The organism is Vibrio sp. Hep-1b-8, from assembly GCF_006124995.1.
Taxonomy (GTDB): domain Bacteria; phylum Pseudomonadota; class Gammaproteobacteria; order Enterobacterales; family Vibrionaceae; genus Vibrio.
Genome location: NZ_QEWN01000011.1, coordinates 1 through 26,206, shown reverse-complemented (window position 1 = coordinate 26,206; position 26,206 = coordinate 1). Strand labels below are relative to the sequence as shown.

Below are 26,206 nucleotides of genomic sequence, written 5' to 3'. Positions count from 1 at the left end.
GCGCTAAAGTGCAAAACAGGATAAAAATCCGAATCATTTAACATTTATTTAACTTTCGCCCTTTTTGCAGCAAATTCTACTAGTCGATTTTAAAGCGGTGAATAATCTGATTCGAACTCCCCCGCCACTCAAGGTTAAGATCGCGTTTGTCCTGTTCAAACTTACCATCAATCAGAGTGTCGATATATTGGACCACTTCACGTTGCGCATCATCAAGCTCTGCCAATGTGTAACCAGTCCATACCCAGATATCTTTATTTGGACACTCCTCTCGTACTCGTTTAACCAGTTTGAGTATATGAGGTACATTGGCCGGATGAAGTGGATCTCCCCCCGACAACGATAACCCACGGCGTTTGATACGCGTATCGTTGAGATCAGCAATGATTTGATCTTCTGCCTGCTGAGTAAACAGGATACCCGAATCCAAACGTTGAGTAGACTGATTGTAACAACCGCGACACTGATGCACACAACCAGAGACAAACAGCGTACAACGCGTGCCTGGACCATTTACAACGTCTATGGGGTAATATTGGTGGTAATTCATACTTTACTCATTCAAACAAATTGAGCCCAGTTTTGGGCTCAATGTTACTTGTTAGTGTTGCAATTCAACTACCCGATTTATAGGTGCTTGACGCGACGTTTAACTTCTTCTTGTTTACCGAAGTTAAACGGACGTGCATCTGGGCTACCTAGATAGCCGCACACACGACGTGTCACAGATACCTTAGTCGAGTCATGGTTCCCACAGCTCGGGCAAGTGAAGCCTTTACTGGTACAGTCGAACTCACCATTGTAGCCACACTCATAACACTCATCGATTGGCGTATTTGTTCCGTAATAAGGTACGCGGCTGTAACTGTAATCCCAGACGTTTTCTAACGCTTCAACATTGCGTTGCATGTTCGGGAATTCGCCATAACAAATGAAACCACCACTCGAGATTTGTGGGTAAGGCATTTCAAAATCAATCTTGTCGTAAGGGTTAACCTTTTTCTCCACATCAAGGTGGAAACTATTGGTGTAGTAACCTTTATCTGTCACACCTTTGATAACACCAAACTCTTTAGTATCAATACGACAGAAACGGCTGCACAGGTTCTCACTTGGTGTACCGTATAGGCTGTAGCCATAACCAGACTCTTCTGCCCACTGATTCACTTTGTCTTTTAGATACTTGACGATATCCACCGCTTTCTGACGCAGTTCAGCATCGTCATAGACGTGTGTTTCATCACCAAACAAGGCATTGATCGTTTCGTGAATACCGATGTAACCAAGAGAAATCGATGCACGGCCATTTTTGAAGATGTTGGCAATCGGTTCGTCAGCTTTTAGTCGCACACCACAAGCCCCTTCCATATAAAGAATCGGTGCTACCCGTGCTTTGACATTTTCTAGACGTGAGATTCGAGTCTCTAGCGCGCGACGAGCCAGATCCAGTCTTTCATCCAATAGCTTGTAGAACTGGCGCTCATCACGGTTGGCAGCAATCGCAATTCGCGGCAAGTTAAGGCTTACCACGCCTAAGTTGTTGCGTCCTTCATGGACTAACTCGCCATTCTCTTGGTAGGTACCCAAGAAGCTACGACAGCCCATAGGCGTCTTAAATGACCCCGTAATCTCTACCACTTTGTCGTAGTTGAGAATATCTGGATACATGCGTTTCGAAGCACACTCCAGCGCCAACTGCTTGATATCGTAGTTTGGATCTTCAGACTTGTGGTTTAACCCATCTTTAATGCCAAACACTAGCTTTGGAAACACAGCCGTTTTACGATTTTTACCTAAACCCGCAATACGATTTTTCAAAATTGACTGCTGAATTAATCGTGACGCCCAACTTGTACCCAGACCGAAGCCAAAGGTCACAAATGGCGTTTGGCCGTTTGCTGTATGGAGTGTGTTAACTTCATACTCTAGTGATTGGAACGCGTCATAACACTCTTTCTCTGTACGAGCGGAGGCAAACGCTTCAGGATTGGGAATATCCCACTCTTTGGCGATCTCCAAATGCTTGTGATAACTGGTCATCACATAAGGCTCTAGAACTTCATCAATGCGGTTGATGGTTGTTCCGCCATAGATATGACTGGCGACCTGAGCAATGATCTGCGCCGTTACCGCAGTTGCAGTCGAAATGGATTTCGGAGTGTCTATCTCAGCATTACCCATTTTGAAACCGTGTGTCAGCATGCCTTGTAAATCAATCAGCATGCAGTTAAACATCGGGAAAAACGGTGCGTAATCTAAGTCATGGTAGTGAATATCGCCCATCTCATGAGCCTGAACAATATCACGTGGTAAAATGTGCGTCTTGGCATAATGTTTCGCAACAATACCCGCTAATAGGTCGCGCTGAGTTGGAATGACCTTACCGTCTTTGTTGGCGTTTTCGTTGATTAGATCAACGTTACTCTCTTCGATAAGACCTTCAATTTCACGCGTCAACGTGCTCTGCTTCTCACGTGCGATATCACGATCATGACGATACTCGATGTATGAACGTGCCAAAGACTTATAAGGCCCTTGCATTAACTCATTTTCTACTCGGGTCTGGATTTCGTGGATGTGGACTTCATCGTGATCTTTTAGCTGAAGCTCTACCGCTAACGCAACATTCAGTGCGTATAATGCGATTTCTTGGTCTACGTGCTCGGCTGCTGATTCCACTGCAGCTTGAATGCGATCCCTGCTAAACGGAGCTCTTGAGCCATCACGCTTGATTACGATTGGTTTCACCTTTTCTCCTTACCCCAGCATACCCACAGACTTATCCACAAATACACTATATAGGGCGATTTCTTGTTCGACTGACACTATATATTGTGGCGTATTTAACGAGATGAGGGAGGCAAAAGTATTGATTTTGATCAACAAAAGGAGAGCCTCGCTCAAGATCAAATCGATCTTAGTGGGGTTGATCTCAGATGAGAATAAAATGATGAAAATTGCAAAAATGCTACTAAATCTACTTGCAATTTTATGACCTCTTATAGGATAAAGGCTGCAACTCTGTTCATGAATTAAATCCTATGATAGCCCCTAAAACGTGGTCAAATTTTGCGTCACTCCTGTTGGTCTTTTCATTTCCTGCTGTGTCAGCGCCACAGATGACGTTTTCAACATGGAATTTTGAATGGCTAAGCAGCCAGCCATCACCTGAGTTTTCGGCATCGCAGAGAAGCAACGCGGACTATCAGCTACTAAACCGTCACTTTATCTACATCAATAGTGATGTCATCGCGTTTCAGGAAGTGAACGATGCGCAAGTATTGACCAAGGTCATTGGCTCCAAATATCAAACGTTCTTTTCTGAGCGAAGTGAACGCAACAACCAGCATCACCAATTTGATAGCATCAATCAATACACTGGCTTTGCGGTTAGAAAAGGAATTAAAGTGGCTAACGCCAAAGACCTTCGTCTTGATAACGCTAACAACAGTAAACTGCGTTTCGCTAGTTACATCATCATTGAGCCAACAAGTAATCAACCGCTTCATGCGCTTTCCGTTCATCTCAAAGCAGGCTGTTCAGGTCGATTTAATAACAGCCAAGCGTGCCAAACACTCAAGGGACAAGGGCAAGCTCTCAATGACTGGATAAGGCTTCGTGAGTCCAAACAAGAAGCCTATATCATCCTTGGGGATTTTAACCACAACATGGGGTATCAAAATGATTGGTTATGGAAAGGTATCTCAGACCAGACTCGCGCATCACTGGCATCACAAGCCAGTCGGGCGGATTGTAAAGTAAAGTCACGCAACAACCCGAATAAGACCCACCAATTTCGTTCACTCATCGATCATATCATTGTGAGTGACACGCTAACCGCATCGACACCCAAGCAAAATGTGTTTGCGATCAGCGATGTGATTAACCATCAACTCAGCGACCATTGCCCTCTGAGCACTGAAATTCATTAGCTACAAATCACGGGGATTAAGTAGTACAACGTCCCCTTCAACAAGCCCTTTTCGCACTCGGAAGTCGTCCCCCAATTGGACAAGTCGAGTGTGAACCATCCCCTCTTCGACCACTTTAACGTAGTCTAGTTGACCGACTTGATAGATAGCAGCAACCGGGACTTTAAGTACTTTTTCACTGCCTAGATCAACAGATACTCGGGTAAAATTGCCTGGATAGAGTGTATGTTCGGTATCGAAACCCAATCTGATTAGGTAACTGCGCGACCCGCTATCCGCCGCCGGCGCAATTTCATTGATGTTCGCCTCTAGCACCAACTGGTAAGTCGGGATCTCAACCGCTAACGTCGCGCCTATCGACAAAGCAGGCATGACGGATTCGGCAACATCCGCTTCAACGATGAGTGAGTCTGGATTGTACATCGACAACAACGCCATACCTGGTGTTGCTGTGTCACCTGAGTTAATCGGTTTGTGGGTAATAACACCATCAAAAGGGGCCGTAATTACGCTGAAACCAAACGTTGTTTCTGCTTCTGAAACAGCCGCGCGCGCCTGCTCCAAATTCGCTATTGCCGTCTTTAACGTACTCTCAGCCTGATCGAATTGCGCTTGCGGTACCAATTTCTTGTTCAGGAGCTCTTTGATTCGCGCATATTCTTTACGCGCTGCATTTAACTGCGCTTGTGCAGATGACAAGCTTTGCTCTGTCTGCCTGACTCGAGCATTAAGGTCATCACTTTCTAATCTCAGCAACACGTCTCCTTTACGGACTGGCTGACCCACTTCAACCAGCACTTCGACAACCGTTGCCGTTAATCTCGCGGCTATCGTCGCTTTTTGATCCGCGACGACGGTTCCCGGAAACTGTCGCATTACACGTTCTTCGGTAGCAACCAAAGTGACAACTGGCTGTGTTTGACTGACTGCATCGCGTGTTTGCATTTGAGTAGCGACTTTAGGTGTGAACACGCCTGCCATGTAGAGGAAGACCAATGCAAGTCCGGCGAAGAGAACGGTTCCTAATAAAAGTTTACGATTGATCATTGTTCATCCTCCAATACAGGAAGTCCATGGCCCTGTTTATTCTGATAAGCGAGGTTATAGACCACTGGAATAACCAGTAGCGTAAATATCGTTGAAGCGGTAATACCAAAAATAATTGCCCATGCTAATCCATTGAATATTGGATCGAGAGTAATAACGATGTTACCCAGTAACGTAGTACCCGCTGTTAGTAATATCGGTCTCATCCTAACTGCGCCCGATTGAAGTAGAGCATTGTTTAACGATTCGCCGCGAGCCAAGGATTGCTGAATAAACTCAATGAGAACAAGAGAGTTACGCACCACAATACCCGCCAATGCAATCATTCCGATCATCGCGGTTGCCGTAAATAGTGCCGGGTCTGGATAACCATTTATGCCGCTCGACAAGCTATTTAATAGCCAAAATCCCGGCATGATACCAATCACGGTTAACGGTATAGCAAGCATAATAATGCCAGAGACAGCAGGCAGCCCCGTCTGAATTAGCATCACAACAAACACGCCTAGCAAAGCCGCACCATATGCGATTCCGAGGTCACGAAATACATCAACCGTGATTTTCCATTCCCCTTCTCCGCTCCAGACCACATGGATATTATCGTCCAACTGCCAATTTTGGCCTGAACCGTTACTAAAATAAGTACGATTGCTCCAGTCGGTAAATTCACGTTCACTATGCCTATTTTGATCTGCAATAACGTCAGCAACGATCTCACCAGGCACACGGCCAACTGACTCTGCATAGACATACACCACAGGTTTGAGATTCTTGTGATAAATAGGACTATCCACCGCTCTTTTTACAAACTCACCCAGTTCCGATAACTGAACTAAAGGCTGTGGTGCATCACTAAACGTACCTTGACTGGCCACTTTCACCACCCCTGCTTGCCCACGAACATAGAGTTGCAACAAGCTGTCTAAAGAATCACGCTCACCTCTTGGTAGACGAATTTCTATCGGCAGCGCCGCTACTTCCTGCGCACTGGCCAGATAACCGAGCACTTGCCCTTTATTGGCCGCCGTTATGGTGGCATTGATATCTTGGACTGAAATGCCTGAAAGCGCTGCTTTCTCCTGATCAACAATAAACTGCCAAGTCTCCAGTTGCTTCTGAACACTGGTGTCGACCTCTGATACAAAGGCTTCGCTTCTGAGTCTCTGCGCAACAATGTCTGCCTGCGTAATCAATTCTTGGTAGCTTGTCTGCTCATTTCCATACACTTCCGCCGTGATGGTCGCTATCACCGGAGGGCCTGGCGGTACTTCGACTAACTGTATCTCTGCGTCTTGTTTTCGTGCAATGGACTCCAAATCCTCCCTGAGTCGCGTAACAATTTGGTGTGATTGCATTGAGCGGCTATGTTTTTCTACCAGTACCACTCTCAACTCACCTTGATACGGTTCACTACGCATAAAGTAATGACGAACCATGCCATTAAAGTCCATCGGAGACGCTAATCCCGCAAACCCCGAGACTGACTCGACTTCTGGTACTTGTAACAAATAATCTGCGAATACGCGCAATGCATTTGAAGTGTCAGCAAAACTGGCGGACTCCGGCATGTTCAACACCAGTTGAAACTCATTCTTATTGTCATAAGGCAAAAGTTTAAGCGGAACGAGACGCAAAGCAGGTAAGGTTGCCGCGGCAAAAAACAAGAGCGCAACTAAGCCTAAGAACAACCACGCCTTCTGACGACTGGCAAGCAGAGGCGTCAAAACTCTCGCGTAAAGTTTGTATAGCGAGGAATTTTCTATTTGGTAATGGTCTTGTTGCTTGGTCGCTTTAAGAAGTTTTTTGGCTAACCAAGGCGTAATAAAGAACGCGACGATAGTACTGAATATAACACTGATAGGAACATTGAATGCCAACGGTGCCATGTAAGGCCCCATCATTCCAGTAATAAAAAACATCGGGGTAAAGACAATCACAATCGCGACTGTGGACATTAAAAGTGCACTGCGAATCTCTGCCATCGCTGCCACAATGGCCTTGGAACGAGACAAGTCTTTTCGTTTTAGAAAACGTTCAATATTGTCAATGCTCGCGATCGGGTCGTCGACAATCAAACCCAACGCCAAAATCAGTGCAAACAGGGTAACGCGGTTAATCGAGTAGCCAAACAGCAAATCCATTCCCAACGCCGCCCCATAGCTAATAGGGATAGCAATACCCACCACAAGTGCACTACGCCAGTTAAGGAACAGACCGACAAATACCACCACGGTAACGATTGAAACGCCTAAGCTAGAGACCAGGTTAGACACCTTATCGTCAGCGGTCTGACCATAGTTCCTAATAATATCGACCTTAACTTCGCTGGGAAATTGCTCGTCTTGAAGCAAGTCAAATCTATCAACTATTGATTGAGCCACATCGACCGCATTCGATCCTTTTTGCTTCGCGACAGAGATAAACACCGCTGGATACTCAGTTGCGGTTTCTGAAGAGATATACCAAGTGTCGGTTGCTGCTTCAGAAGCCCCATCAACGACAGAGGCAATATCGCGCAAGTAGACAGGTTTATTGTTGACGACTGCAATGACAAGATCCTGAATATCTTGCGCAGATTTAAACAACTGACCGGACTCAAGTTGGAACTGCTGCCCTGCTATTTGCACCGCGCCTGCTTGGGATTTGGTATGACTTACGCTCAGTGCATAGTTCAAATCGCTCACTGTGACACCAAAGTTAGCCATGGCAAGTGAATCAAGCTCGATGTGAATCTTTCTCGACTCACCACCAATAACGGCAACGCTGTTGGTCAAAGGCAGGGCTTTAATACCCAGAGTCGCTTGGTCAGCAATTCGACGCAGTTGATAACGGTCAACCTTGTCTGCATCAGTCGAATAGATCGCAGCAACGACGATAGGCACATCATCAATTTCAACCGGCTTGACTAACCAGCGGCTTACCGAAGGGGGAATACGATCTTGGTTTGAATAGAGCTTATTATACAGTTTGACTAGCGCCGCTTCTCGTGGCTCACCGACGTAAAACCTAACGATGACCTGTGCCGCCCCCTCCATTGATGAAGAGTAAACATATTCGACACCGTCAATCTGACTTAGGAGTTTTTCCAAGGGCTCAGTGACTTGATTTTCAACCTGCTCGGCGCTGAGTCCAGGTGCAGAAATCAATACGTCCGCCATCGGAACAACAATTTGCGGGTCTTCCTCTTTTGGCGTCAGCCATAATGCAGCTGCTCCAACTACCAATAACATAAAAATCAATATTGCTGGGAAGAAGCTATTCATTACAGAATGAATCACACCATCCTTGGTTGCCGCACGTTCCATGTCTCCTCCAATAGATCCTAGCTGGATCTCACAATACGTGACTGGTTATTGCTCTTGTCGAATATGAATTTCGCCAGCAGCGAGCCAACGACCATAGCACAGAAGAAAATCACAATAGATAGATTTCCTAGACCGAGACTTGCAACCGCAGGACCTGGACAGATGCCCGCGATTCCCCAGCCAAGGCCAAACAGTGCCGAACCAGAAATCAATTTTGAATCAACGTTTTTTGCTCTAGGCAAACTATATTCGCATCCGGTAACAGATGCTTTACGAGGTTTGATCACTAGAAAATAGCACGGCATAAAAATAAGCAATGCTCCGCCCATCACAAATGCCAAACTTGGGTCCCATTGTCCTGCAACATCCAGAAAACCAATCACCTTTTGCGGTTCAATCATTCCCGACAGCGCCATACCAACGCCAAACAATAGACCACTAATCAATGCAGATAAACGAAATAACAAAGTGTTCATCAAACCGCCTTTATTGGAAAACATGTAAACGGAAATACACGGTTACACCAGCAACCAACATAAAAACACAGGTGGCAATGATTGAGCGCTTCGATAAGCGTCCAATGCCACAGATACCGTGTCCACTAGTACAGCCATTCGCCATACGTGTACCTAACCCCACTAATAAACCCGCAGAAATCAGTAGAGAGAGAGAAATGCCTTCGGTTACTGGGACTTCAACGCCAAGCAGAACTACACTCAGTAGTCCGCCTAACACCATGCCGGTGAAAAACAGCAGACGCCATGAAAATTCACCGCTTCGTGGGCTGATCAAACCATTTATCACACCACTAATTCCGGCCACTTTGCCGTTAAAAAGCATCAACAGAGTCGCAGAGACTCCGAGCAACATTCCACCAAATAACGAGTGCCAAGGAACAACTTCTAACATCGAAATGATTACCTTCTTATTTACAAAAAACGCTATGTAAGCTCAGGATTAACGGTTCCACACGTGGATCCGCAAGTGAATAAAAAACCTGTTGTGAGGATTTGCGTGCCTGAATCAGGTCATGCTTACGTAACACAGTCAGGTGCTGAGAAAACGCAGATTGACTTAGAGCAGAACTTTGCTGCAACTGTCCTACACCCACCTCACCTTGAATCAATTGGCAAAGCACCATTAAACGCTCAGGATGCGCCATCACTTTAAGTAGATCAGCAGCCTGAATTGCGTTGTCCTGCATGTCTGCGATGTTCATTGCTTGTGTAGCCATGATTTGCCTCTTTATTGATTACATCTCTAGATATTACGCAAATATTAAAATTAGTCAATTCTAATTTAGAGGTAATAAAATTAGATAAATTAACATTAGACTTTTCTAATTGAACAATCTATATTGAACCTAATTCGATTTAATCGGTAACAAGGAAACTCGATTATGACAATGGAAAATGCGATTCGCGTACTAGCAGGAAGTATGGTTTTATTGTCGGTGCTACTTACTTTCACAGTCAGTAGTCACTTTGTATGGTTAACCGTTTTTGTCGGCGTAAATTTGATTCAAAGTGCCTTTACTGGTATCTGCCCAGCGGTTTTCATTTTGAAAAAGTTTGGCTTTCGTTAACTGAGGTTTATTAATGACTAAGATTTTAATTGTCGGCGGTGTGGCTGGCGGCGCATCTGCGGCAGCTCGTGCTCGTCGCTTGAGTGAAGAGGCCGAAATCATCATGTTTGAACGCGGCCCGTTTGTTTCATTTGCAAATTGCGGTCTTCCCTACCATATTGGCGGCGATATTAAAGAGCGCAGCAAGCTTCTCTTGCAAACTCCAGAAAGCTTTTTAGCTCGATTTAACGTTGATGTTCGTGTTATGAACGAAGTCATATCTATCGACCGACACAACAAGCAGGTTACGGTTAAGAACCTACTGGATGGTAGTGAGTATACGGAAAGCTACGACTTCTTGCTCCTTAGCCCAGGCGCAGGCCCTATCGTTCCGCCAATCCCTGGTATTGATAACCCGCTGACGCACTCGCTGCGTAACATTCCTGATATGGATCGCATCATGCAAACCATCCAGATGAACAAGCCAGAGCACGCAACCGTTGTTGGTGGTGGATTCATCGGTCTAGAAATGATGGAAGCCTTCCACCAATTGGGAATTAAAACCACCCTGATTGAGATGGCAGATCAGGTGATGACACCTGTCGACCGTGAAATGGCGGGCTTTGCACACGCTGAAATTCGTCAAAAAGGCATCGATTTAAAACTGGGCGTTGCGCTTCAAGCGGTTGAATACATTCCCAATGAACATATTGCCAGCATCGGCGCTGGTGAGGATACCGAACACCAGCATATTGAAGGTGAGCTCAACCTGACTCTCAACAATGGCGAGTCGCTGACCACTGATATCTTGATTATGGCTATCGGTGTGCGTCCTGAGACTAAGTTAGCAAAAGAAGCAGGACTTCAAATTGGTCAATTAGGTGGTATCTACACCAATGAAATGATGCAGACAAGCGATCCTAGCATCTACGCTGTCGGTGATGCAGTCGAAGAAAAAGACTTTGTCACGGGTGCACAAACTCTAGTTCCACTTGCTGGCCCTGCTAACCGTCAAGGTCGTATGGCTGCCGACAATATGCTCGGACGCAGTGAAACTTACCAAGGCACACAAGGCACGGCTATCTGTAAGATTTTTGACCTCGCGGTTGCTTCAACGGGCAAAAACGAGAAACAACTTAAACGTGATGGTGTTGAGTACCAAAAGGTCTACGTTCATACCGCTAGCCATGCAAGTTACTACCCAGGTGCTGAGATTATCTCGTTCAAGATGTTGTTCGATCCAAAAACAGGCAAGATCTTTGGTGCGCAAGCGGTAGGCAAAGATGGTGTCGACAAACGCATTGATGTAATGGCTGTAGCGCAACGTGCAGGTATGACGGTTGAGCAACTTCAACACTTAGAACTGACTTACGCGCCTCCTTACGGCAGTGCCAAAGATGTGATCAACCAAGCGGCCTTTGTCGCGAACAACATCATTAAGGGTGACGCTACGCCGATTCACTTTGATGAGATGGACTCACTAACAGACGATCAAGTACTGCTTGATGTACGTAACCCTGGCGAGCTTGAAAATGTTGGCTTTATCAAAGATGCGATCAACATTCCTGTAGACCAATTGCGTCAGCGTATGGACGAACTACCGAAAGACAAAGAGATTGTGATTTACTGTCAAGTTGGGTTACGCGGTAACGTTGCGTATCGTCAGCTAGTTAATAACGGCTTCAAAGCCCGTAACCTGATTGGCGGCTATCGCACTTACAAATTCGCTACTGCTTAAGATAAACCAAACACTGCCCTTTTCCTTTGGAGCACTTAATGTGCTCCTTTTTTTACAAATAAGAGTGCCACAACCTTCATCTAACTGTCGTTCATCCAGAAGTTAACCTACATCCAAAAAGAGTCGAAAACTGTTACATTAAATCGCTATGATATGTAATATCGAAAGAGTAAAAACATTCCAGTTCAAGGGCTTTAAAATGGAATTATTAGTAGCACCACTAATTGTGCTTCTTATCTTTTGGAAAAAGCTATCAGCCGACGAATGGATAGCCTTAACTGTATATGCTTTGTATGCCATAAGCTTGATAACTCTAGTTAGTCTCCCTAAGCACTCAAAGATAGGGCCCTTGTTCATAGGCCTCCCATCATTACTAATTTTAGCCTACATGTACTCTGACTTTACTGACCATAATCCTAAGTTAATAAAAGCAACTTCTATGATAATGTTTATCGTTATCGTACTTTTACTACTCTACTTTCAACTTGTCGTATATTGATAATAAATCAACCTCAAGATTATAACTCTCGAGCCGTTCATCAATATTTCTGATAGTTTCTAGTTCCCCTTTCGTTAATGTAGACAAATCTCGATTGTTATAAGTAGAAATGGTTTCAGGAATCTTTGAACCACCGAAGCTTTGTACGTAATTGGATTCTTCTATTTTTGAGCAACGCTCCACTCTCAAGCTTCTCACAATCGGTATATATTTAAGCTCCTCAGGAGTAACATCACGCGCTGTTAAATCTTTTTTTCGCTGCTCATCATTAACACATTGTTCTATTTTTTGGTAATACAAATCTTCCACCTCACTAGCACTAGCACTAGCACTAGCAATGAAAGACCAAAGTAGAATAAAAACAGACGTAATATTAGCGAGTTTCATGGTATAAACACTTCCAAAACAATTTTTCTTGATAAGATAAGCCAGCTCTCATGTACATTCTTGCGGAGATATCCTCGACCCTTCGAACGAGTATTGGATTTGAAGATCTCATTGCTTTAGATAAGAGTTCAAAGTCTGTGGTGTAAATCTTATAGGAGGACATCAACACTCCATTGCCACCAAAAATATCTAACATTGCAGATGCACCTACAAAAACAGAAAGAGCCTTAGAAAAACCCTGTAACTCTTCAATCTCTCTTAATGCCGTTTTACTATCAGAGCCAAAACGAAGATTACTAATATCACCACATGACATTGATACAACCTTCTTATAATTGAAAATCTCAAACTCAATCTTATCAAAAACCTATCACAAATCTGTCACTCCTTTTTTAAATGTCCTTTTCATTTACTGTTACTCATTATGCCAAGAGTACAAGTATCCTTTAATGATGCCTGTCCTTTTAGTCTTTTAATTGTTATACAACCCCATAGTAATTGCACCGATATAGCAACTGTTTCGGCATTGGCCGCAGCCGTTGCATACATCGTCTTTTATGTTTGGCAGTTCATCAGCTTCAATAGTGATAGCCTTTTGTGAACAAGAGCTCTTGCACAAACTGCATTCCGTTTGTAGATAGTTATTACAAATTTCTGCAAATTGGGGGCGCAAGTTGATTTCTACTGGAATAGAAGCATGCAAGGCGTCAGTAGGGCAGGCGCTAACACATTCTTCGCATAAGCTGCACTCATTATAATCAAGGTTGAGCTGTGCCAAATTGGCGTTTAACTCAATAACGCCATTAGAACATGCAGACTGGCACCTCCCACATCCATCACAGAGTCGTGAAAACAGAGCTTCATCTACAGCGTGAGGAGGTCTAGCTACTAAGCGAGGTGTCGTTTCCGGCTGATTCATCGATTCGACGGGTTTTCTCAATCTCGTAAGAAAACCACGTCGGCTATGATTTATAGGTTCACTCATTTCAAATATATATTTTTCTTCGTGACTTGAATGCCGAGCTGTTTAATAAGTTGCTGCAACCAAAGTAAAACATCATTACCTAAGTGTTGGTAAAAAGAATTTGGTGCTTTTTGTTGTAGTTGCTCAAGATAGACCGATCCCCATGGCATTAAATGTTCTCCAAGGAGTTCACAAGCTGCTTGGCTATTATCTTGCTCGATGAAGTAAGCACAAGCGAGTAGCATTAGACCGAATTGGTCTTCTGGCTCACGTTGGCCGGAGTTTAAAACGACACCGTTTTGCTGTAAAAACAGCCTGTATTGAACATTAGACTCGCCAAACAGCACCTTTTCCTTATCTAAGTAGACCGAACCCCACGGTGGTACAGGCATCGAACCAACCCCTTCAAAAAGCACACCGAAGTAGTGGTCAAACTGTTCGGCACTAAGCGATTTAAGTTGGTCAAGGGTTCGAGTGTTGAGCACGTCTTCAGCCACTAACGCGTCCACTATTTTGATAGTTTTTTCGATGGGTTGCTTTTGATAGAACAAACTACCCAAAAGTTTGATGTTATTGGTAATTGTTTTCATTTTCAGGTACTTATCTAGTATTTGTTGAATCTGATTATTTCATGTTTTTTTGTGAAGTAGTCTAAACCTTTTTCTGTCGAAGGTTAAGTTTACACATGATTTGATTTGCATCAATAATGATGGACTTATCTATATAAGTGGTCGTGACTTAGTACTAAAGTGCTAGGTGTTAGTAATGTTATGGTGTTTTATTATGACGAAGCAAAAACAACAATCTGATTTAATGAACCTCACCCGCCGTGGGTTTATTAAAGCGACCTCTGCTGTCGGTAGCACTGCGGCATTAGCCAGTAGTATTAGCCTACCTTTTAAATCGGGCTCAGCGAATGCTGCTGAACCTAAAGCTAATGACGAGAAAGTCGTATGGAGTGCATGTACGGTTAATTGTGGTTCTCGTTGCCCACTGCGTATGCATGTACAAAATGGAGAAATCAAATACGTTGAAACGGACGATACAGGAGATGACGAATTTGGCAATAGCCCTCAAGTAAGAGCTTGCCTACGTGGCCGCTCTATGCGTCGGCGCGTATATAACCCTGATCGCCTCAAGTACCCAATGAAACGTGTGGGCAAGCGTGGAGAAGGTAAATTTAAGCGCATTAGCTGGGAAGAAGCGTACGATGAAATTGCCGACACAATGAAGCGCTTGATCAAGGACTACGGTAATGATTCCATTTACCTGAACTACGGTACTGGTACTCTGGGCGGAACCGTAACAAAATCTTGGCCGCCCGCTTCTACTCTTGTTGCACGTTTAATGAATCTGTGTGGTGGTTACTTAAATCACTATGGTGACTACTCTACTGCGCAAATTGCTGAAGGTTTGCACCATACATACGGTGGTTGGGCGTTAAATAACTCATTTTCTGATTTGGCCAACACCAAACTGACCATTCAATTTGGTAATAACCCAGCTGAAACACGTATGTCTGGTGGTGGTCTGATTCACCATTACGTTGAAAGTAAGAATATTTCGAATGCAAAAACAATTGTCATTGACCCACGTTACACCGATACGGCTGGCGGTCGTGAAGACCAATGGATTCCAATTCGTCCTTCAACGGATGCCGCTTTAGTTGCAGGCTTAGCACACGTTTTAATTACTGAAGACTTGGTTGACCAAACATTCCTTGACAAATACTGTGTGGGCTACGATGAAAAAACCTTGCCAGCTTCAGCGCTTAAGAATAGTGATTACAAGTCTTACATTTTGGGGAAGGGTGAAGATGGTGTAGAGAAAACACCAGCGTGGGCATCAAAAATCACAGGTATTCCTGTAGATACGATTGTTAAGCTCGGTCGTGAAATGGGAGCTAGTAAACCTTGTGCTATCTACCAAGGTTGGGGCTTGCAGCGTACTTCAAATGGTGAACTAGCTTCCCGTGCAATTGCGATGTTATCTCTGTTAACTGGTTCTGTTGGTGTTCAAGGTGGTTCAACAGGTGCGCGTGAAAGTGGCCTGAGCATTCCGTTTGTTCGCTTTCCGACTGTACCTAATCCGGTGCCAACTTCGATCTCGATGTTTTTGTGGACAGATGCGATTCATCGTCACCACGAAATGACAGCTAAAACAGATGGTGTCCGTGGCGCTGAGCGTTTAGCAAACCCGATCAAGATGATTTGGAATTATGCTGGTAACTGTCTAATTAACCAACATGCTGAAATTAACCGTACGCACGATATCCTGCAAGATGATAAAGCCTGCGAAATGATTGTGGTTATTGATAACCATATGACATCTTCAGCCAAATATGCGGATATTATCCTGCCGGATTTGACTACGTCTGAACAAGATGACTGGGCGATGGATGCGTACGCGTCTAATGCTCCTTATTTTATCTTTGCTCAGAAAGCCATAGAACCTCAGTTTGAGGCAAAAGGTATCTATGAAATATGTTCTGAAATCGCAAAACGTATGGGAGTAGGCCAAGAGTTCACCGAGGGACGTACACAAGAAGAGTGGGTTGAGCATTTATATGCAGAAACTCGAAAACAAGATCCTTCCCTCCCTACTTTTGAAGAGATGAAAAAACTGGGTATCTATAAGCGACAATATGAACATGATTTTATTGCTTATGAAGACTTTCGTAAAGATCCTGAAGCAAACCCGTTAACAACGCCAAGTGGTAAGATTGAGATCTATTCTGAAACCTTAGCTAACATCGCAAAAGAGTGGGAGTTGAAAGAGGACGAAGTGATTCACCCGCTACCGATTTACGCCGATTCGATAGAAGGTCACAAGGATCCGTTGACTGCTAAATACCCACTACAGCTAACAGGTTTTCATTACAAAGCGCGTTGCCATTCAACATACGGCAATGTGGCTGAAATTAAAGCGGTCGCACGTCAGGAAGTGTGGATTAACCCAATTGATGCAGAAGAGCGTGGCATTAAAAATGGTGACATGGTAGCCATTTTCAATGATCGTGGTGAAGTTCATATTCCGGCTAAAGTTACACCACGTATTTTACCTCGCGTCGTTGCGCTTGGTGAGGGAGCTTGGTATTCACCAGATGGACAAAAAGTGGATCATGCAGGCTCAATCAACGTATTGACTACCCAGCGTCCTAGCCCGCTTGCTAAGGGAAACCCTCAGCACTCAAATTTGGTTCAAATCAAAGCAGTAAAGAAAGTGTAAGGTAGGTTTGAAATGAAACAATATGGCTTTTACATCGACTCAAGTAAATGCACAGGTTGTAAAACTTGCCAGCTTGCTTGTAAAGATTATCGCGATTTAGATATTAAGCGTAATTACCGTCGTGTTTATGAGTACACGGGTGGCGGTTTTGTACGAGACGGTGATACATGGATTCAAAAAGATGTGTTTTCTTATTACTTATCTATTGCTTGTAATCACTGTTCTAACCCAACTTGTGTCAAAGTGTGCCCATCGGGTGCGATGCATAAGCGTACGGAAGATGGTTTAGTTGTTGTTGATGAAGAAGTGTGTATCGGGTGTCAGCATTGTGCTAATGCTTGCCCTTACGGCGCTCCTCAGTTTAACAAAGAAAAAGGCCATATGACGAAATGTGATGGTTGTTTTGAGCGAGTTTCGGGAGGTAAACAGCCGATGTGTGTCGAGTCATGTCCACTGCGTGCTTTAGAGTTCGGTGAAATTCATGTACTGCGTAAAAAGTATGGCTCTACAGCAGATGTAGCTCCTCTGCCATCTTCGAACTTAACTCTGCCAAACATAGTGATTAAGTTAAACAAAAATGCCAAACCGACTGGTGACACCAGTGGCTTCTTAGCAAACCCGAAGGAGATTTAAGATGATTTTTCATGAGTATTCTTTGATCTTTTTTACGGTATTGGCTCAAACAGCTGTGGGAGCGTACTTACTTGTTAGTGCTCGTGCTTTGGTTATGGGACACGATATCGATAAAATAAATAGCTACAAAATTCCTATGTTTTTTTTGTGGGCGATTATGGGGTTGGGGTTCTTATTCTCTCTGACACACTTAGGTTCGCCGTTACGAGCGTTTAACTCATTCAATCAACTGGGGTCTACTTGGTTATCTAACGAAGTGTTCTTCGGTGCTGCTTTTTTTGTTTTTGGTGGCTTTCAATGGTTACTCTCTATACTCAAAGTAGGTGGGACAGGAGTTCAAAAAGCGTTGATGGTTGTTGCTATGGTACTGGGCTGTATCTTTATGTATGCGATGGTTAACGTATATTTAATCGACACTGTTCCAACTTGGTTCAATGTTTACACACCATTAAGCTTTATGATAACAATGGTCGTTGGTGGTCTACTGCTATCTCAGTTTGTGATTGTCACTGCAAACGACAGCCACTTCGCAGTGGATCGTAATATCCTCATGCTGGCGTTTATTGCGGTTGCGATTAGCTTGGTTGTAACGGTAGGTAAAGCAAACCTTGTGGGTGATATTCAAACTTCGGTTGCAAAAGCTTCTGAGTTGGTTGACGGTTTAGCCGGTTATCTTGGTGTTCAAGTGGCGCTATTATTAGGAGGTTTGCTGATTTGGGCATTGCCTATGCTCAATCGTTCGGAGGTGACCCCATTAAACTTAGCTTTAGCACTGGTATTAGTATTAGCGTCTGAATTAATTGGTCGTGGGTTGTTCTACAGCTTACATATGACATCTGGATTGTAGTTAGTTTTCTTTCAATCCTATTTGAGATTAAAAACCCCTCGAAAAAGTTCGAGGGATTTTTATTTTCAGCCCTAAACCACCTACTTCAGTAGTTGGTTATCATTCAGTTCAGCTTTGCCTGTAAAACTACTCATGTTAAATGCTTCCTTGATTTTAAAATGACATACTGTGTTTCAGGCATACCAAGCCCCGTGAGCTTGTTCAATGCTTTGATCATTGCGTAAGCCTCACCAACCTGAGCGTTGTAATTTCTTAGACTTAGTTTCCCACCTAATACCAATCTGGAAAATTAACTGGTCAGGTTAACCCACTCCCTTTTGCACATCGTTTGCACCCAAATCTGCACTTTCCAAGAAGCAATTCCATGCTCTACATACCTTCTCGACAACATCGTTATAGTTCGTAAAACTTTGGTTGGCTAAATGCACGAGTTACCGAAAATGAACTTGTGGAACTTATTTCATCACAATTCTAATACTCAGAATCACTTTTCTATTCTCCTTTTCTTGTGAGTAACTGACAAAAATTCACTATATAAACAAGGCAGGTATCCCCCTGCCTTTCTCATTTAACGCTGAATTAAGCCGCTAATTTGCTTGTTTTGTAGGTATTAACGCCAAACACAACAATCACAGCTAACACAAATGGCAATACGTAGACATTCATCGTCCGCCAACCTACGGATGCCTCTAACCACCCTGACATTAAGGCCGTGATCGTCACACAGCTAAAGACAAAAAATTCGTTAAATGCCTGAGCTTTAGACTTATTGTGATTTTGGTAAGATTGACTAAACAATCCGGTTGCCACAATAAACATAAAGTTCCAGCCGACACCTAAGAGAACCAGAGCCAAGCTGAAGTGCCAAATCGACTGACCATGTATATTGATGGCAATACATAGAATAAATAGTAAGCCGCCCGACAATATCATTCTTCTGGCATCAAAGCGTTCTATCAGACGGCCGGTAAAGAACGCAGGAACGAACATACCCAGAACGTGCCATTCGATCACGCCCGCCGCTTTATTAAAATCGAAGCCGCAACCAATCATAGCGAGTGGTGTCGCCGTCATCAGGATATTCATGACCGCATATGCCACCATTGCAGCGAACACGGACACCATAAAGTTGGGCGCTCTGATGATCGTCGCTAATGAGTCGACTTTGCTTACTTGCGTCGCTGACAGTGGCTTAGGGAACTGAATAGTTTGCAATAAGCAAAGCGCACAAATATTCAGGACAATCAGTGCCATAAATGCCCCAACATAAAGCCCATCGGAGGACCATTGCTGAGAGTAGATGGCCAAGTTTGGACCCAGTATGGCGGCCAACACGCCGCCAGCCATTGAGATCGATATCGCACGATGCCTTGCACTTTCATCACACACTTCAATGGCTGCAAATCGGTACAGGGTGCCAAAACCGATCCCAATCCCCAATAAGAAAGTACCTGCGCAAAACAGAGAGAAAGCCTTTATAGACAAAGCATATGTCGCTAAGCTTGCCCCGCTAATACCGATGATATTACCAATGCTAAACCCTTTTCTACGCCCCAGCTTGCCCATGATCAAAGAAGCTGGAATCGTCGCGCTCATCAAACCTAGAAATTGCACTGCGACAGGTAAAGTAATCAGACTGCTATTGGGAGCCAGTGTTTTTCCTACCAATCCAATAACAGAAATCAAAAGGATATTGCCAGTCATTAATAGCGCTTGGCACAGCGATAAAAGCCAAACGTTACGATTCATCGCAGTGCCTCTTTTACCGCAGCCTCAACGTGAATCATTACGGTATCGAACAACGGCACTCGCGTGTCTGCCTGTTCAACCAGCAAACCAATCTCGGTACAACCAAGGATCACCCCTTGTGCTCCATCGGCATAGAGGTCGTCAATAATGGTGAGAAAGTCATCCTTGGAACGTTGACTGATCTGCCCTTGACAGAGTTCATCGTATATTACGGTATGAACGAGTTGACGCTGAACGCCATTTGGAACCACAACTTCAATACCATATTTATCGGTTAGACGTTGCTTATAGAAGCCCTGATCCATCGTATATGCTGTGCCTAATAGGCCAATTTTAGTGATTCCCTGCTCTGTTAACGCCTCACCAGTCGCATCCGCAATATGGAGAAGCGGGATGGAGATCGACTCTTCAACCTGCTGCGCCACTTTGTGCATGGTGTTGGTCGCGATAAGAACAAATTCTGCGCCCGCTCGTTCTAAAGACTGCGCCGCCTGACAGAGAATATCAGCATTGGCTTGCCAGTCGCCTGAGCGTTGTAGCGCTTCAATTTCAGCAAAGTCGACACTATTGAGTACCACTTTTGCCGAGTGCAAACCGCCTAACGCACTTTTTATACCTTGATTAAGCTGTTTGTAATACGTCACTGTCGACTCCCAGCTCATTCCGCCAATAATACCGATGGTTTTCATTCCGTTCCCTCTCCTAACCAGTTAAACCCACTAAAACAGATTGATGTAGAGAATACAAACAAAAAGCCTCTGGTGGTTAACCAGAGGCTTTAATCTTGCACTGAACAGACTAGTTGTCCGACGTGATCGGTAAGGTCTGTTTGACGTATTGTCCCGGCGCTGCTTCAATTGCAGGGAACTGTTCATTTCCTACCGTAAATGGCGCTACCTGTTCGTCTGGATTGAACGACAACAACCACTGGTGCCAATGCGTCCACCATGACCCCTCACTATGGGAAGCGTTTGACAACCACTCCTCTGCACTATCGTCCAGAGAATCATTCGTCCAGTACCCATACTTCTCTTTGGCTGGATGGTTAACAATACCAGCAATATGACCCGATTCACCAAGCACAAAGGTTTTGTTTCCGCCAACGTTGAGCGCACCACGATAGGTGCCCTGCCACAATGCGATATGGTCTTCTTTGGTTGAAACGAAGTAACTTGGGATCTTGATTTTATTCAGGTCGATCCATACACCGCCAACTTTAACGCCTTTATCCGCCACCAACTTATTGTTGAGATATAGCTCTCTTAACATAAAGTTATGCGTATCCGCTGCGACGTTCGTGCTGTCACTGTTCCAATACAACAGATCAAAATCTACCGGGCTATTGCCTTTGAGATAATTATCTACGTAGTAATTCCAGTACAGGCTGTTTTCACGTAACAGGCTGAAAGTGACACTCAACGAGCGTCCGTCCATGTAACCTTTGGCGTTATTCTGCACTTCGATTGCATTGATGATGGTATCGTTAATGTACGCCCCCACTTCACCAGGCTGCGAGAAATCGAGCAAGGTGGTGAAGAAGGACGCGCTCTTAATGCGTTTCTTCATTCGCTTCGCAGCGTAGTAGGCAACCGTGCTTGCCAGAACCGTCCCGCCAATACAATAGCCTGCGGCGTTAATCTGTTCCTGACCGGTGATATCTTCAATGGCACTGACCGCTTTCACGACACCTTCAGTGACATAGTCGCCAAACTCGACATTCTGCTGAGACTTCCCTGGGTTACGCCATGAGATCATAAATACCGCGTGTCCCTGTTCCAGTAACCAGCGAACCATAGAGTTCTTTTCTCGCAGATCAAGGATGTAGTATTTATTGATAAAAGGCGGAACAATCAATAACGGTGTCGCGTTGACCGTTTCCGTCAACGGGCGGTACTGAATCAGTTCAAACAATTCGTTGCGATACACGATGTCACCTTGGGTATTGGCAATATCCTCACCCAATCGGAACGCATTATTGTTGGTCATACGAATCTTGAGAATATCCGCACTCGACTCAACATCTTCTTTCAGTTGTTCCAAACCCGCTAATAAGTTCTCACCGTTTTGTTCTAGTGTCAGCTTAAGTAATTCTGGATTGGTCGCAATGTAATTGCTTGGTGACAGTGCATTGATGGCTTGTCTAGAAAAAAAACTAATGCGCTCTTTGCTTTTCTCATCAAGTCCTTCAATGCTGTTGATTGTCTCAAGATAGGTTTTGCTAAACAGTAGATAAGACTGTTTGATGAAATTAAAAAAGATGTCTTTTTGCCACTCTTCGTTAGAGAAGCGCTTGTCACCTTTTTCTGCGCTGACGACGTCCTCTGTGTTGGCCGTAAGCGCGACATTTTGCCAAATCTGCAACTGCTGTTGCCACCACTCGGCCTGAATTTTAAGCAATGCCGCAGGCTGATTCGCCGCGCTTTCGAATAACTTGGCGGTATCTTCGAGGTTAACCTCTTGCATTGCTTTATTGAGTGGGGAGTTTGCGGCTGCCCTGCTCAACTCTAGATCTTCCCACCACTTTTGATTGGTTTCTTGGAGCTTAACAAGGTAGTCCGAAAAGAAGTTTTGTAACATATAACGACTCCTAAGATCGGAAAAGAGCCGCCTTTCGGCGGCAAAAAAGTCAGTGTTATGCAGGAGTCACTGTCTTAAGGTTTTCCGATGTCATTTGCTCAACATCGTCTTTGAACTCTTTCGCAATCGCCTGAAGCTTGTTGCTGTCGTCCATCATCTGTTGAGAAAGTTTGGTTAGTGCCGCTAGCTGCTGACCACTAAAAGCGGTCAGTGACGTCGCATCTTTGATTTCACTGGCTGCTTTCATCTGAGCGAGACCCATATCACTGTAAGTACGAATAGCGTTAAGCTGAAGCTCAGTGAGTACTTCAACATTCTTTGTCACTAGCTTGTTGAATTTTACGTATGGTTCCATTGTCTTTTCTGTTTGATCTGCAAACGTCTTGAAAAAATCTGTGTACATGGTTGGTACTCCTAAGTTAAGTCCATTTAATTGGGTTAGTTAATTGATTTGATAACAACAGCAGTCCCCATACCGCCGCCAACACAAAGTGAAGCGACACCGTATTGATTTCCACTGCGATTAAGTTCATGGATGAGTGAAACTAGAATTCTGTTTCCGGAGGCTCCGAGTGGATGACCAAGTGCTATTGCACCGCCATTAACGTTGGCTTTATCAAGAATTGAGGAGACTGACACACCGTGCTTTTCAGCCAGTTGGTGAATCACACCCAGTGCCTGAGCAGCAAACGCTTCATTGAGCTCATAGACACCAATATCATCTGTAGTCAGTTGCGCTTTTTGCAATGCGAGGCTGACAGCTTCAACAGGGCCAAGTCCCATGATTTCGGGTTCAAGTCCAGACTGAGCATAGCTAACGACTTCAGCGATTGGCGTCAGCCCGTGCTCCTTCACCGCCGATTCACTTGCGACGATGATGGCACTGGCACCATCATTGATTCCTGACGCATTGCCGGCGGTAACGGTCCCTTCTTTATCAAACGCTGGACGCAGGTTTGACAAACCAGTCAGAGTCGCGTCAGGCTTTGGATATTCATCAGTATCGAACACGACGGTTTCACGACGTTTTTTAACATCAACCGGGACGATCTCTTGCTTAAACTTACCCGCCTCAATTGCAGACACCGCTTTTAACTGACTTGCCAATGCATATTCATCTTGCTGCTGACGGCTAATACCCACCAATTTGGCCACGTTTTCAGCCGTAACCCCCATATGGTATTGGTTATAAACATCCGTCAGCCCGTCGTTAATCAGTAGGTCGGTCAGATTCATATTGCCCATTTTGTGGCCATCTCGAATACTTGATGGTGCTGTGAATGGGATTTGAGACATTACTTCTACACCAGCTGCTACCACGATATTTGCATCACCGGCTTTGATGTGGCTTGCGGCATCCATCACCGTCTTCATACCACTGCCACACACCATATTGAGTGAATAAGCAGGCACTTGATGCGGAATACCAGCGTAAATCGCAGCTTGTCGACCAACGCCCATACCTTGTCCGGCACTCACCACGTTGCCGACAATGACTTCATCGATCGCGTCAACCTTAACGCCACTGTCAGCAATCGCTGCTTTGATGGCAATTGACGCTAGATTGCCGGCAGAAATGTCTTTCAACGAGCCACCGAAAGCGCCGATCGGTGTGCGTTTTGCTGCTACAATAAATATTTTTTCCATCTAATCGTCCCTTTAATTCATGTATAAGCCGCCATTTACAGAGAGTGTTTCCCCTGTAATGTAGGCTCCAGCATCACTGACCAAATAAGAGACGGATTGTGCAATTTCGTGAGGCGTTGCAAGACGTCGCATCGGGATCTGCTCTTTAATTGATTCGAGCACTTCTGGACGCATATCTTCGACCATAGGAGTGCCGGTATAACCTGGTGCCACAACGTTAACCGTCACACCACTTCGAGCACCTTCCGCTGCAAGTGCTTTAGAAAAACCGATCATTCCGGCTTTAGCTGCAGAGTAGTTAGTTTGACCAAACTGTCCTTTAAGACCGTTGACTGAAGAGATGTTGATTACGCGACCATTCCCCTTTTCACACATCGCAGAAAATAGGGGCTGAGTCACATTGAAAACACTATTAAGGTTGGTTTCGATAACATCTCGCCACGCAGAAGGAGACATTTTTTTAAACAGACCATCTCGGGTGATCCCAGCATTATTGACGATCACGTCAATCGTTCCCTCTTCCTCAAGCAATTTAGCTAGTCGCTCAGCACATTGCTCGGTGTCTGTTACGTCAAGCTCAAACAATCGAACCTGATCTTGGTTAAATCCTTTTTCATTAAACCATTCCAACGCACACTCATAATTACCAGTATAGTAAGTGGCGATGACTCGGTAGCCATCCTCGACGAGTTGTGAGGAAATAGCAGAACCAATTCCGCCTTTCGATCCAGTGATCAAAGCGATTTTCTTCATTAAGAGACTCCATTCTTTACAGCAATTAATAATCCAAACAAATATTGAAAAGCTCTCGTTATATATTTTTCATTGCGACAAATATAGAATAAATAATCTAAGGCATTTTACTTACCTCTTATTAAACTAAGCTAATACCTAATTATTACACTTCAAATATTTTTTCACTTTTTATGCATAAAGGTGAACAATGTCTCATATGGAATGAAATGTTATATCCTTGTTAACAATCGATATCTAATTGATTAAACTAGACTTTAATTGAACTCCCATTCTATCAATAACATCTATCTTGCTGTTTTTTCACGGTATATTAGTATTTACACTTATTTCATTAGTCTTCATCACTTGTTTAATGACAATGATTATCATGCAGTATAATTTTAAAATGAGTAGTTAATTATCAGACTATCAATATAGTCATTAGCATTAACAATAAGATTAATAATTGAGATGAAGATGACTTATTAAATGTAAGTTAATGATTGATTTAACAATCAACAAGAACAATATCGTCATACTTTAGCATAGTAAGGAATGATATTTTGTTTAATGATGTAATGACATTAATTTAATTCTATTCAATATCAATTTGTGTCAATTATCGACTATAGAAAGATAAAAAAGCCCGAAATTTCTTTCGGGCTGGCTTAAAACGAATCGAGGTTCAATCCATGAATTATCCGGCAGTGGATGGTTTGATTCGGTAAAGGTAAGCGTTCACCAGCACCGTGTTGACTAAGTGTTTAGGTAAAAACTCGTGTGTTTAAGATCGAGCACATTTGGGTACGGCTGCTGACGAACAACAGCATTGACTATGCGTGAAAGCGTATCAAGTGACGATATCTTTCGCTTTTTACAAGTTTCGATTAGCGAGTGTAGGCGGTCTCGGAACTTGTCGCCTGCATCCGAGGTAGTGCCGTAGCTGATTTTTCTTTGAATAACAAAGCCACGAAGCCGGCGTTCAGCTTCATTGTTGGTCAATGGTATTTTGGGGTTAGTTAAGAACAACCACAAGCTTGGGCTATGCTCATCCAGTTTTTTGCAGCGACCTTGATAGCGTTGAATTGGTATTTGCTTGCTCCCTTTATTGAGCCAGTAATTAAAACGCTGTCTTATTCGACTTAATCTGTTTAGGTACAGGCTATATTTTATCGTTTCGGACTCCCAACGATGTCGCGTTCGAAAGACCAATTTGCTCAGCATAACAAGTCGTTGGCCTATTTTAGCTGTATGACCTTTACCTGTGTAATCCGCAATCTGTTGTAGGTTTCGGATCACGTGTGACCAACATAGCTGATGTTTATTTGGTGATATCCAGTTGTAACCACCATAT

At 44.0% G+C, this 26,206-nt stretch carries 24 protein-coding genes; 6 read left to right on the top strand and 18 right to left on the bottom strand.

Annotation, left to right across the window (positions count from 1 at the left end):
• Window positions 1-79 precede the first annotated feature (79 nt).
• On the bottom strand, window positions 80-550 hold the full coding sequence (gene nrdG / locus DA100_RS03880) for an anaerobic ribonucleoside-triphosphate reductase-activating protein (protein ID WP_138970972.1): 471 nt from the start codon (window positions 548-550) through the stop codon (window positions 80-82).
• Between the two features lie 77 nt (window positions 551-627).
• Window positions 628-2,748: an anaerobic ribonucleoside-triphosphate reductase gene (gene nrdD / locus DA100_RS03875; RefSeq protein ID WP_138970971.1), complete on the bottom strand. Its 2,121-nt coding sequence runs from the start codon at window positions 2,746-2,748 to the stop codon at window positions 628-630.
• Window positions 2,749-3,041: 293 nt separating this feature from the next.
• On the opposite strand from nrdD, the gene DA100_RS03865 reads away from it, so the two are divergent.
• Window positions 3,042-3,932 (top strand): endonuclease/exonuclease/phosphatase family protein, encoded by an 891-nt coding sequence (locus tag DA100_RS03865; RefSeq protein ID WP_138970969.1) that lies wholly within the window; start codon window positions 3,042-3,044, stop codon window positions 3,930-3,932.
• Here DA100_RS03865 and DA100_RS03860 read toward each other — a convergent pair whose 3' ends face one another.
• The 5 genes from DA100_RS03860 to DA100_RS03840 are packed head-to-tail and all read right to left on the bottom strand — an operon-like array spanning window position 3,933 to window position 9,518.
• Window positions 3,933-4,979 carry an efflux RND transporter periplasmic adaptor subunit gene (locus DA100_RS03860; protein ID WP_138970968.1) on the bottom strand — a complete coding sequence of 349 codons (1,047 nt, stop codon included), beginning with the start codon at window positions 4,977-4,979 and terminating at the stop codon, window positions 3,933-3,935.
• The gene (locus DA100_RS03855) at window positions 4,976-8,284 is read right to left on the bottom strand and encodes an efflux RND transporter permease subunit (protein ID WP_138970967.1); all 3,309 of its coding nucleotides are present in this window, start codon (window positions 8,282-8,284) and stop codon (window positions 4,976-4,978) included. The genes DA100_RS03860 and DA100_RS03855 overlap by 4 nt, the downstream gene beginning before the upstream one ends.
• 17 nt (window positions 8,285-8,301) lie before the next feature.
• Window positions 8,302-8,760 (bottom strand): YeeE/YedE family protein, encoded by a 459-nt coding sequence (locus DA100_RS03850; protein WP_138970966.1) that lies wholly within the window; start codon window positions 8,758-8,760, stop codon window positions 8,302-8,304.
• A 10-nt stretch (window positions 8,761-8,770) separates the two neighbouring features.
• Window positions 8,771-9,193: a YeeE/YedE family protein gene (locus DA100_RS03845; protein ID WP_138970965.1), complete on the bottom strand. Its 423-nt coding sequence runs from the start codon at window positions 9,191-9,193 to the stop codon at window positions 8,771-8,773.
• A 16-nt stretch (window positions 9,194-9,209) separates the two neighbouring features.
• On the bottom strand, window positions 9,210-9,518 hold the full coding sequence (locus DA100_RS03840) for a metalloregulator ArsR/SmtB family transcription factor (protein ID WP_138970964.1): 309 nt from the start codon (window positions 9,516-9,518) through the stop codon (window positions 9,210-9,212).
• Between the two features lie 165 nt (window positions 9,519-9,683).
• Here DA100_RS03840 and DA100_RS03835 point away from each other — a divergent pair, with 165 nt between their 5' ends.
• Window positions 9,684-9,869, top strand: a complete 186-nt coding sequence (locus DA100_RS03835; RefSeq protein ID WP_138970963.1) for a DUF2892 domain-containing protein — start codon at window positions 9,684-9,686, stop codon at window positions 9,867-9,869.
• A 13-nt stretch (window positions 9,870-9,882) separates the two neighbouring features.
• Complete coding sequence (locus tag DA100_RS03830) at window positions 9,883-11,586, top strand: FAD-dependent oxidoreductase (RefSeq protein ID WP_138970962.1); 1,704 nt, start codon at window positions 9,883-9,885, stop codon at window positions 11,584-11,586.
• Between the two features lie 469 nt (window positions 11,587-12,055).
• Here DA100_RS03830 and DA100_RS03825 read toward each other — a convergent pair whose 3' ends face one another.
• The 4 genes from DA100_RS03825 to DA100_RS03810 all read right to left on the bottom strand — a co-directional run bounded on the left by DA100_RS03825 (window position 12,056) and on the right by DA100_RS03810 (window position 14,026).
• Window positions 12,056-12,472: a hypothetical protein gene (locus DA100_RS03825; protein WP_138970961.1), complete on the bottom strand. Its 417-nt coding sequence runs from the start codon at window positions 12,470-12,472 to the stop codon at window positions 12,056-12,058.
• On the bottom strand, window positions 12,459-12,788 hold the full coding sequence (locus tag DA100_RS03820) for a hypothetical protein (RefSeq protein ID WP_138970960.1): 330 nt from the start codon (window positions 12,786-12,788) through the stop codon (window positions 12,459-12,461). The genes DA100_RS03825 and DA100_RS03820 overlap by 14 nt, the downstream gene beginning before the upstream one ends.
• A 156-nt stretch (window positions 12,789-12,944) precedes the next feature.
• A complete protein-coding gene (napF, locus tag DA100_RS03815) occupies window positions 12,945-13,457 on the bottom strand; it encodes a ferredoxin-type protein NapF (protein WP_138970959.1) in 513 nt (170 codons plus the stop codon).
• Window positions 13,454-14,026, bottom strand: a complete 573-nt coding sequence (locus tag DA100_RS03810) for a molecular chaperone (RefSeq protein WP_138970958.1) — start codon at window positions 14,024-14,026, stop codon at window positions 13,454-13,456. Before DA100_RS03810 ends, napF begins: the two co-directional genes overlap by 4 nt.
• 193 nt (window positions 14,027-14,219) lie before the next feature.
• On the opposite strand from DA100_RS03810, the gene DA100_RS03805 reads away from it, so the two are divergent.
• Genes DA100_RS03805 through DA100_RS03795 form a run of 3 tightly spaced genes read left to right on the top strand, consistent with a single transcriptional unit; the run spans window position 14,220 to window position 18,144 of the window.
• Entirely contained in the window at window positions 14,220-16,664 is a 2,445-nt protein-coding gene (locus tag DA100_RS03805; RefSeq protein ID WP_138970957.1) for a DmsA/YnfE/YnfF family dimethyl sulfoxide reductase, read from the top strand.
• A gap of 12 nt (window positions 16,665-16,676) precedes the next feature.
• Window positions 16,677-17,297, top strand: a complete 621-nt coding sequence (locus DA100_RS03800; RefSeq protein ID WP_138970956.1) for a DMSO/selenate family reductase complex B subunit — start codon at window positions 16,677-16,679, stop codon at window positions 17,295-17,297.
• A gap of 1 nt (window position 17,298) precedes the next feature.
• Window positions 17,299-18,144: a DmsC/YnfH family molybdoenzyme membrane anchor subunit gene (locus tag DA100_RS03795; protein ID WP_138970955.1), complete on the top strand. Its 846-nt coding sequence runs from the start codon at window positions 17,299-17,301 to the stop codon at window positions 18,142-18,144.
• A 579-nt stretch (window positions 18,145-18,723) separates the two neighbouring features.
• Here DA100_RS03795 and DA100_RS03790 read toward each other — a convergent pair.
• The 7 genes from DA100_RS03790 to DA100_RS03760 all read right to left on the bottom strand — a co-directional run.
• On the bottom strand, window positions 18,724-19,893 hold the full coding sequence (locus tag DA100_RS03790) for an MFS transporter (protein ID WP_138970954.1): 1,170 nt from the start codon (window positions 19,891-19,893) through the stop codon (window positions 18,724-18,726).
• Entirely contained in the window at window positions 19,890-20,582 is a 693-nt protein-coding gene (locus DA100_RS03785; RefSeq protein ID WP_138970953.1) for an aspartate/glutamate racemase family protein, read from the bottom strand. The genes DA100_RS03790 and DA100_RS03785 overlap by 4 nt, the downstream gene beginning before the upstream one ends.
• Window positions 20,583-20,691: 109 nt before the next feature.
• Window positions 20,692-22,470 (bottom strand): class I poly(R)-hydroxyalkanoic acid synthase, encoded by a 1,779-nt coding sequence (gene phaC / locus DA100_RS03780; protein WP_138970952.1) that lies wholly within the window; start codon window positions 22,468-22,470, stop codon window positions 20,692-20,694.
• Window positions 22,471-22,525: 55 nt separating this feature from the next.
• The gene (locus tag DA100_RS03775; protein WP_138970951.1) at window positions 22,526-22,873 is read right to left on the bottom strand and encodes a phasin family protein; all 348 of its coding nucleotides are present in this window, start codon (window positions 22,871-22,873) and stop codon (window positions 22,526-22,528) included.
• A gap of 35 nt (window positions 22,874-22,908) precedes the next feature.
• Entirely contained in the window at window positions 22,909-24,117 is a 1,209-nt protein-coding gene (locus DA100_RS03770; protein ID WP_138970950.1) for an acetyl-CoA C-acetyltransferase, read from the bottom strand.
• Window positions 24,118-24,129: 12 nt separating this feature from the next.
• Window positions 24,130-24,870: an SDR family oxidoreductase gene (locus DA100_RS03765; RefSeq protein WP_138970949.1), complete on the bottom strand. Its 741-nt coding sequence runs from the start codon at window positions 24,868-24,870 to the stop codon at window positions 24,130-24,132.
• A 738-nt stretch (window positions 24,871-25,608) separates the two neighbouring features.
• On the bottom strand, window positions 25,609-26,206 hold a 598-nt coding region (locus DA100_RS03760), incomplete at its 5' end, for a transposase (protein ID WP_138970948.1).

Bases quoted from the DNA above. Each gene is read 5' to 3' on its own strand.
- nrdG (WP_138970972.1), bottom strand. From the start codon at position 550: ATGAATTACCACCAATATTACCCCATAGACGTTGTAAATGGTCCAGGC.
- DA100_RS03865 (WP_138970969.1), top strand. From the start codon at position 3,042: ATGATAGCCCCTAAAACGTGGTCAAATTTTGCGTCACTCCTGTTGGTC.
- DA100_RS03860 (WP_138970968.1), bottom strand. From the start codon at position 4,979: ATGATCAATCGTAAACTTTTATTAGGAACCGTTCTCTTCGCCGGACTT.
- DA100_RS03855 (WP_138970967.1), bottom strand. From the start codon at position 8,284: ATGGAACGTGCGGCAACCAAGGATGGTGTGATTCATTCTGTAATGAAT.
- DA100_RS03850 (WP_138970966.1), bottom strand. From the start codon at position 8,760: ATGAACACTTTGTTATTTCGTTTATCTGCATTGATTAGTGGTCTATTG.
- DA100_RS03845 (WP_138970965.1), bottom strand. From the start codon at position 9,193: ATGTTAGAAGTTGTTCCTTGGCACTCGTTATTTGGTGGAATGTTGCTC.
- DA100_RS03840 (WP_138970964.1), bottom strand. From the start codon at position 9,518: ATGGCTACACAAGCAATGAACATCGCAGACATGCAGGACAACGCAATT.
- DA100_RS03835 (WP_138970963.1), top strand. From the start codon at position 9,684: ATGACAATGGAAAATGCGATTCGCGTACTAGCAGGAAGTATGGTTTTA.
- DA100_RS03830 (WP_138970962.1), top strand. From the start codon at position 9,883: ATGACTAAGATTTTAATTGTCGGCGGTGTGGCTGGCGGCGCATCTGCG.
- DA100_RS03825 (WP_138970961.1), bottom strand. From the start codon at position 12,472: ATGAAACTCGCTAATATTACGTCTGTTTTTATTCTACTTTGGTCTTTC.
- DA100_RS03820 (WP_138970960.1), bottom strand. From the start codon at position 12,788: ATGTCATGTGGTGATATTAGTAATCTTCGTTTTGGCTCTGATAGTAAA.
- napF (WP_138970959.1), bottom strand. From the start codon at position 13,457: ATGAGTGAACCTATAAATCATAGCCGACGTGGTTTTCTTACGAGATTG.
- DA100_RS03810 (WP_138970958.1), bottom strand. From the start codon at position 14,026: ATGAAAACAATTACCAATAACATCAAACTTTTGGGTAGTTTGTTCTAT.
- DA100_RS03805 (WP_138970957.1), top strand. From the start codon at position 14,220: ATGACGAAGCAAAAACAACAATCTGATTTAATGAACCTCACCCGCCGT.
- DA100_RS03800 (WP_138970956.1), top strand. From the start codon at position 16,677: ATGAAACAATATGGCTTTTACATCGACTCAAGTAAATGCACAGGTTGT.
- DA100_RS03795 (WP_138970955.1), top strand. From the start codon at position 17,299: ATGATTTTTCATGAGTATTCTTTGATCTTTTTTACGGTATTGGCTCAA.
- DA100_RS03790 (WP_138970954.1), bottom strand. From the start codon at position 19,893: ATGAATCGTAACGTTTGGCTTTTATCGCTGTGCCAAGCGCTATTAATG.
- DA100_RS03785 (WP_138970953.1), bottom strand. From the start codon at position 20,582: ATGAAAACCATCGGTATTATTGGCGGAATGAGCTGGGAGTCGACAGTG.
- phaC (WP_138970952.1), bottom strand. From the start codon at position 22,470: ATGTTACAAAACTTCTTTTCGGACTACCTTGTTAAGCTCCAAGAAACC.
- DA100_RS03775 (WP_138970951.1), bottom strand. From the start codon at position 22,873: ATGTACACAGATTTTTTCAAGACGTTTGCAGATCAAACAGAAAAGACA.
- DA100_RS03770 (WP_138970950.1), bottom strand. From the start codon at position 24,117: ATGGAAAAAATATTTATTGTAGCAGCAAAACGCACACCGATCGGCGCT.
- DA100_RS03765 (WP_138970949.1), bottom strand. From the start codon at position 24,870: ATGAAGAAAATCGCTTTGATCACTGGATCGAAAGGCGGAATTGGTTCT.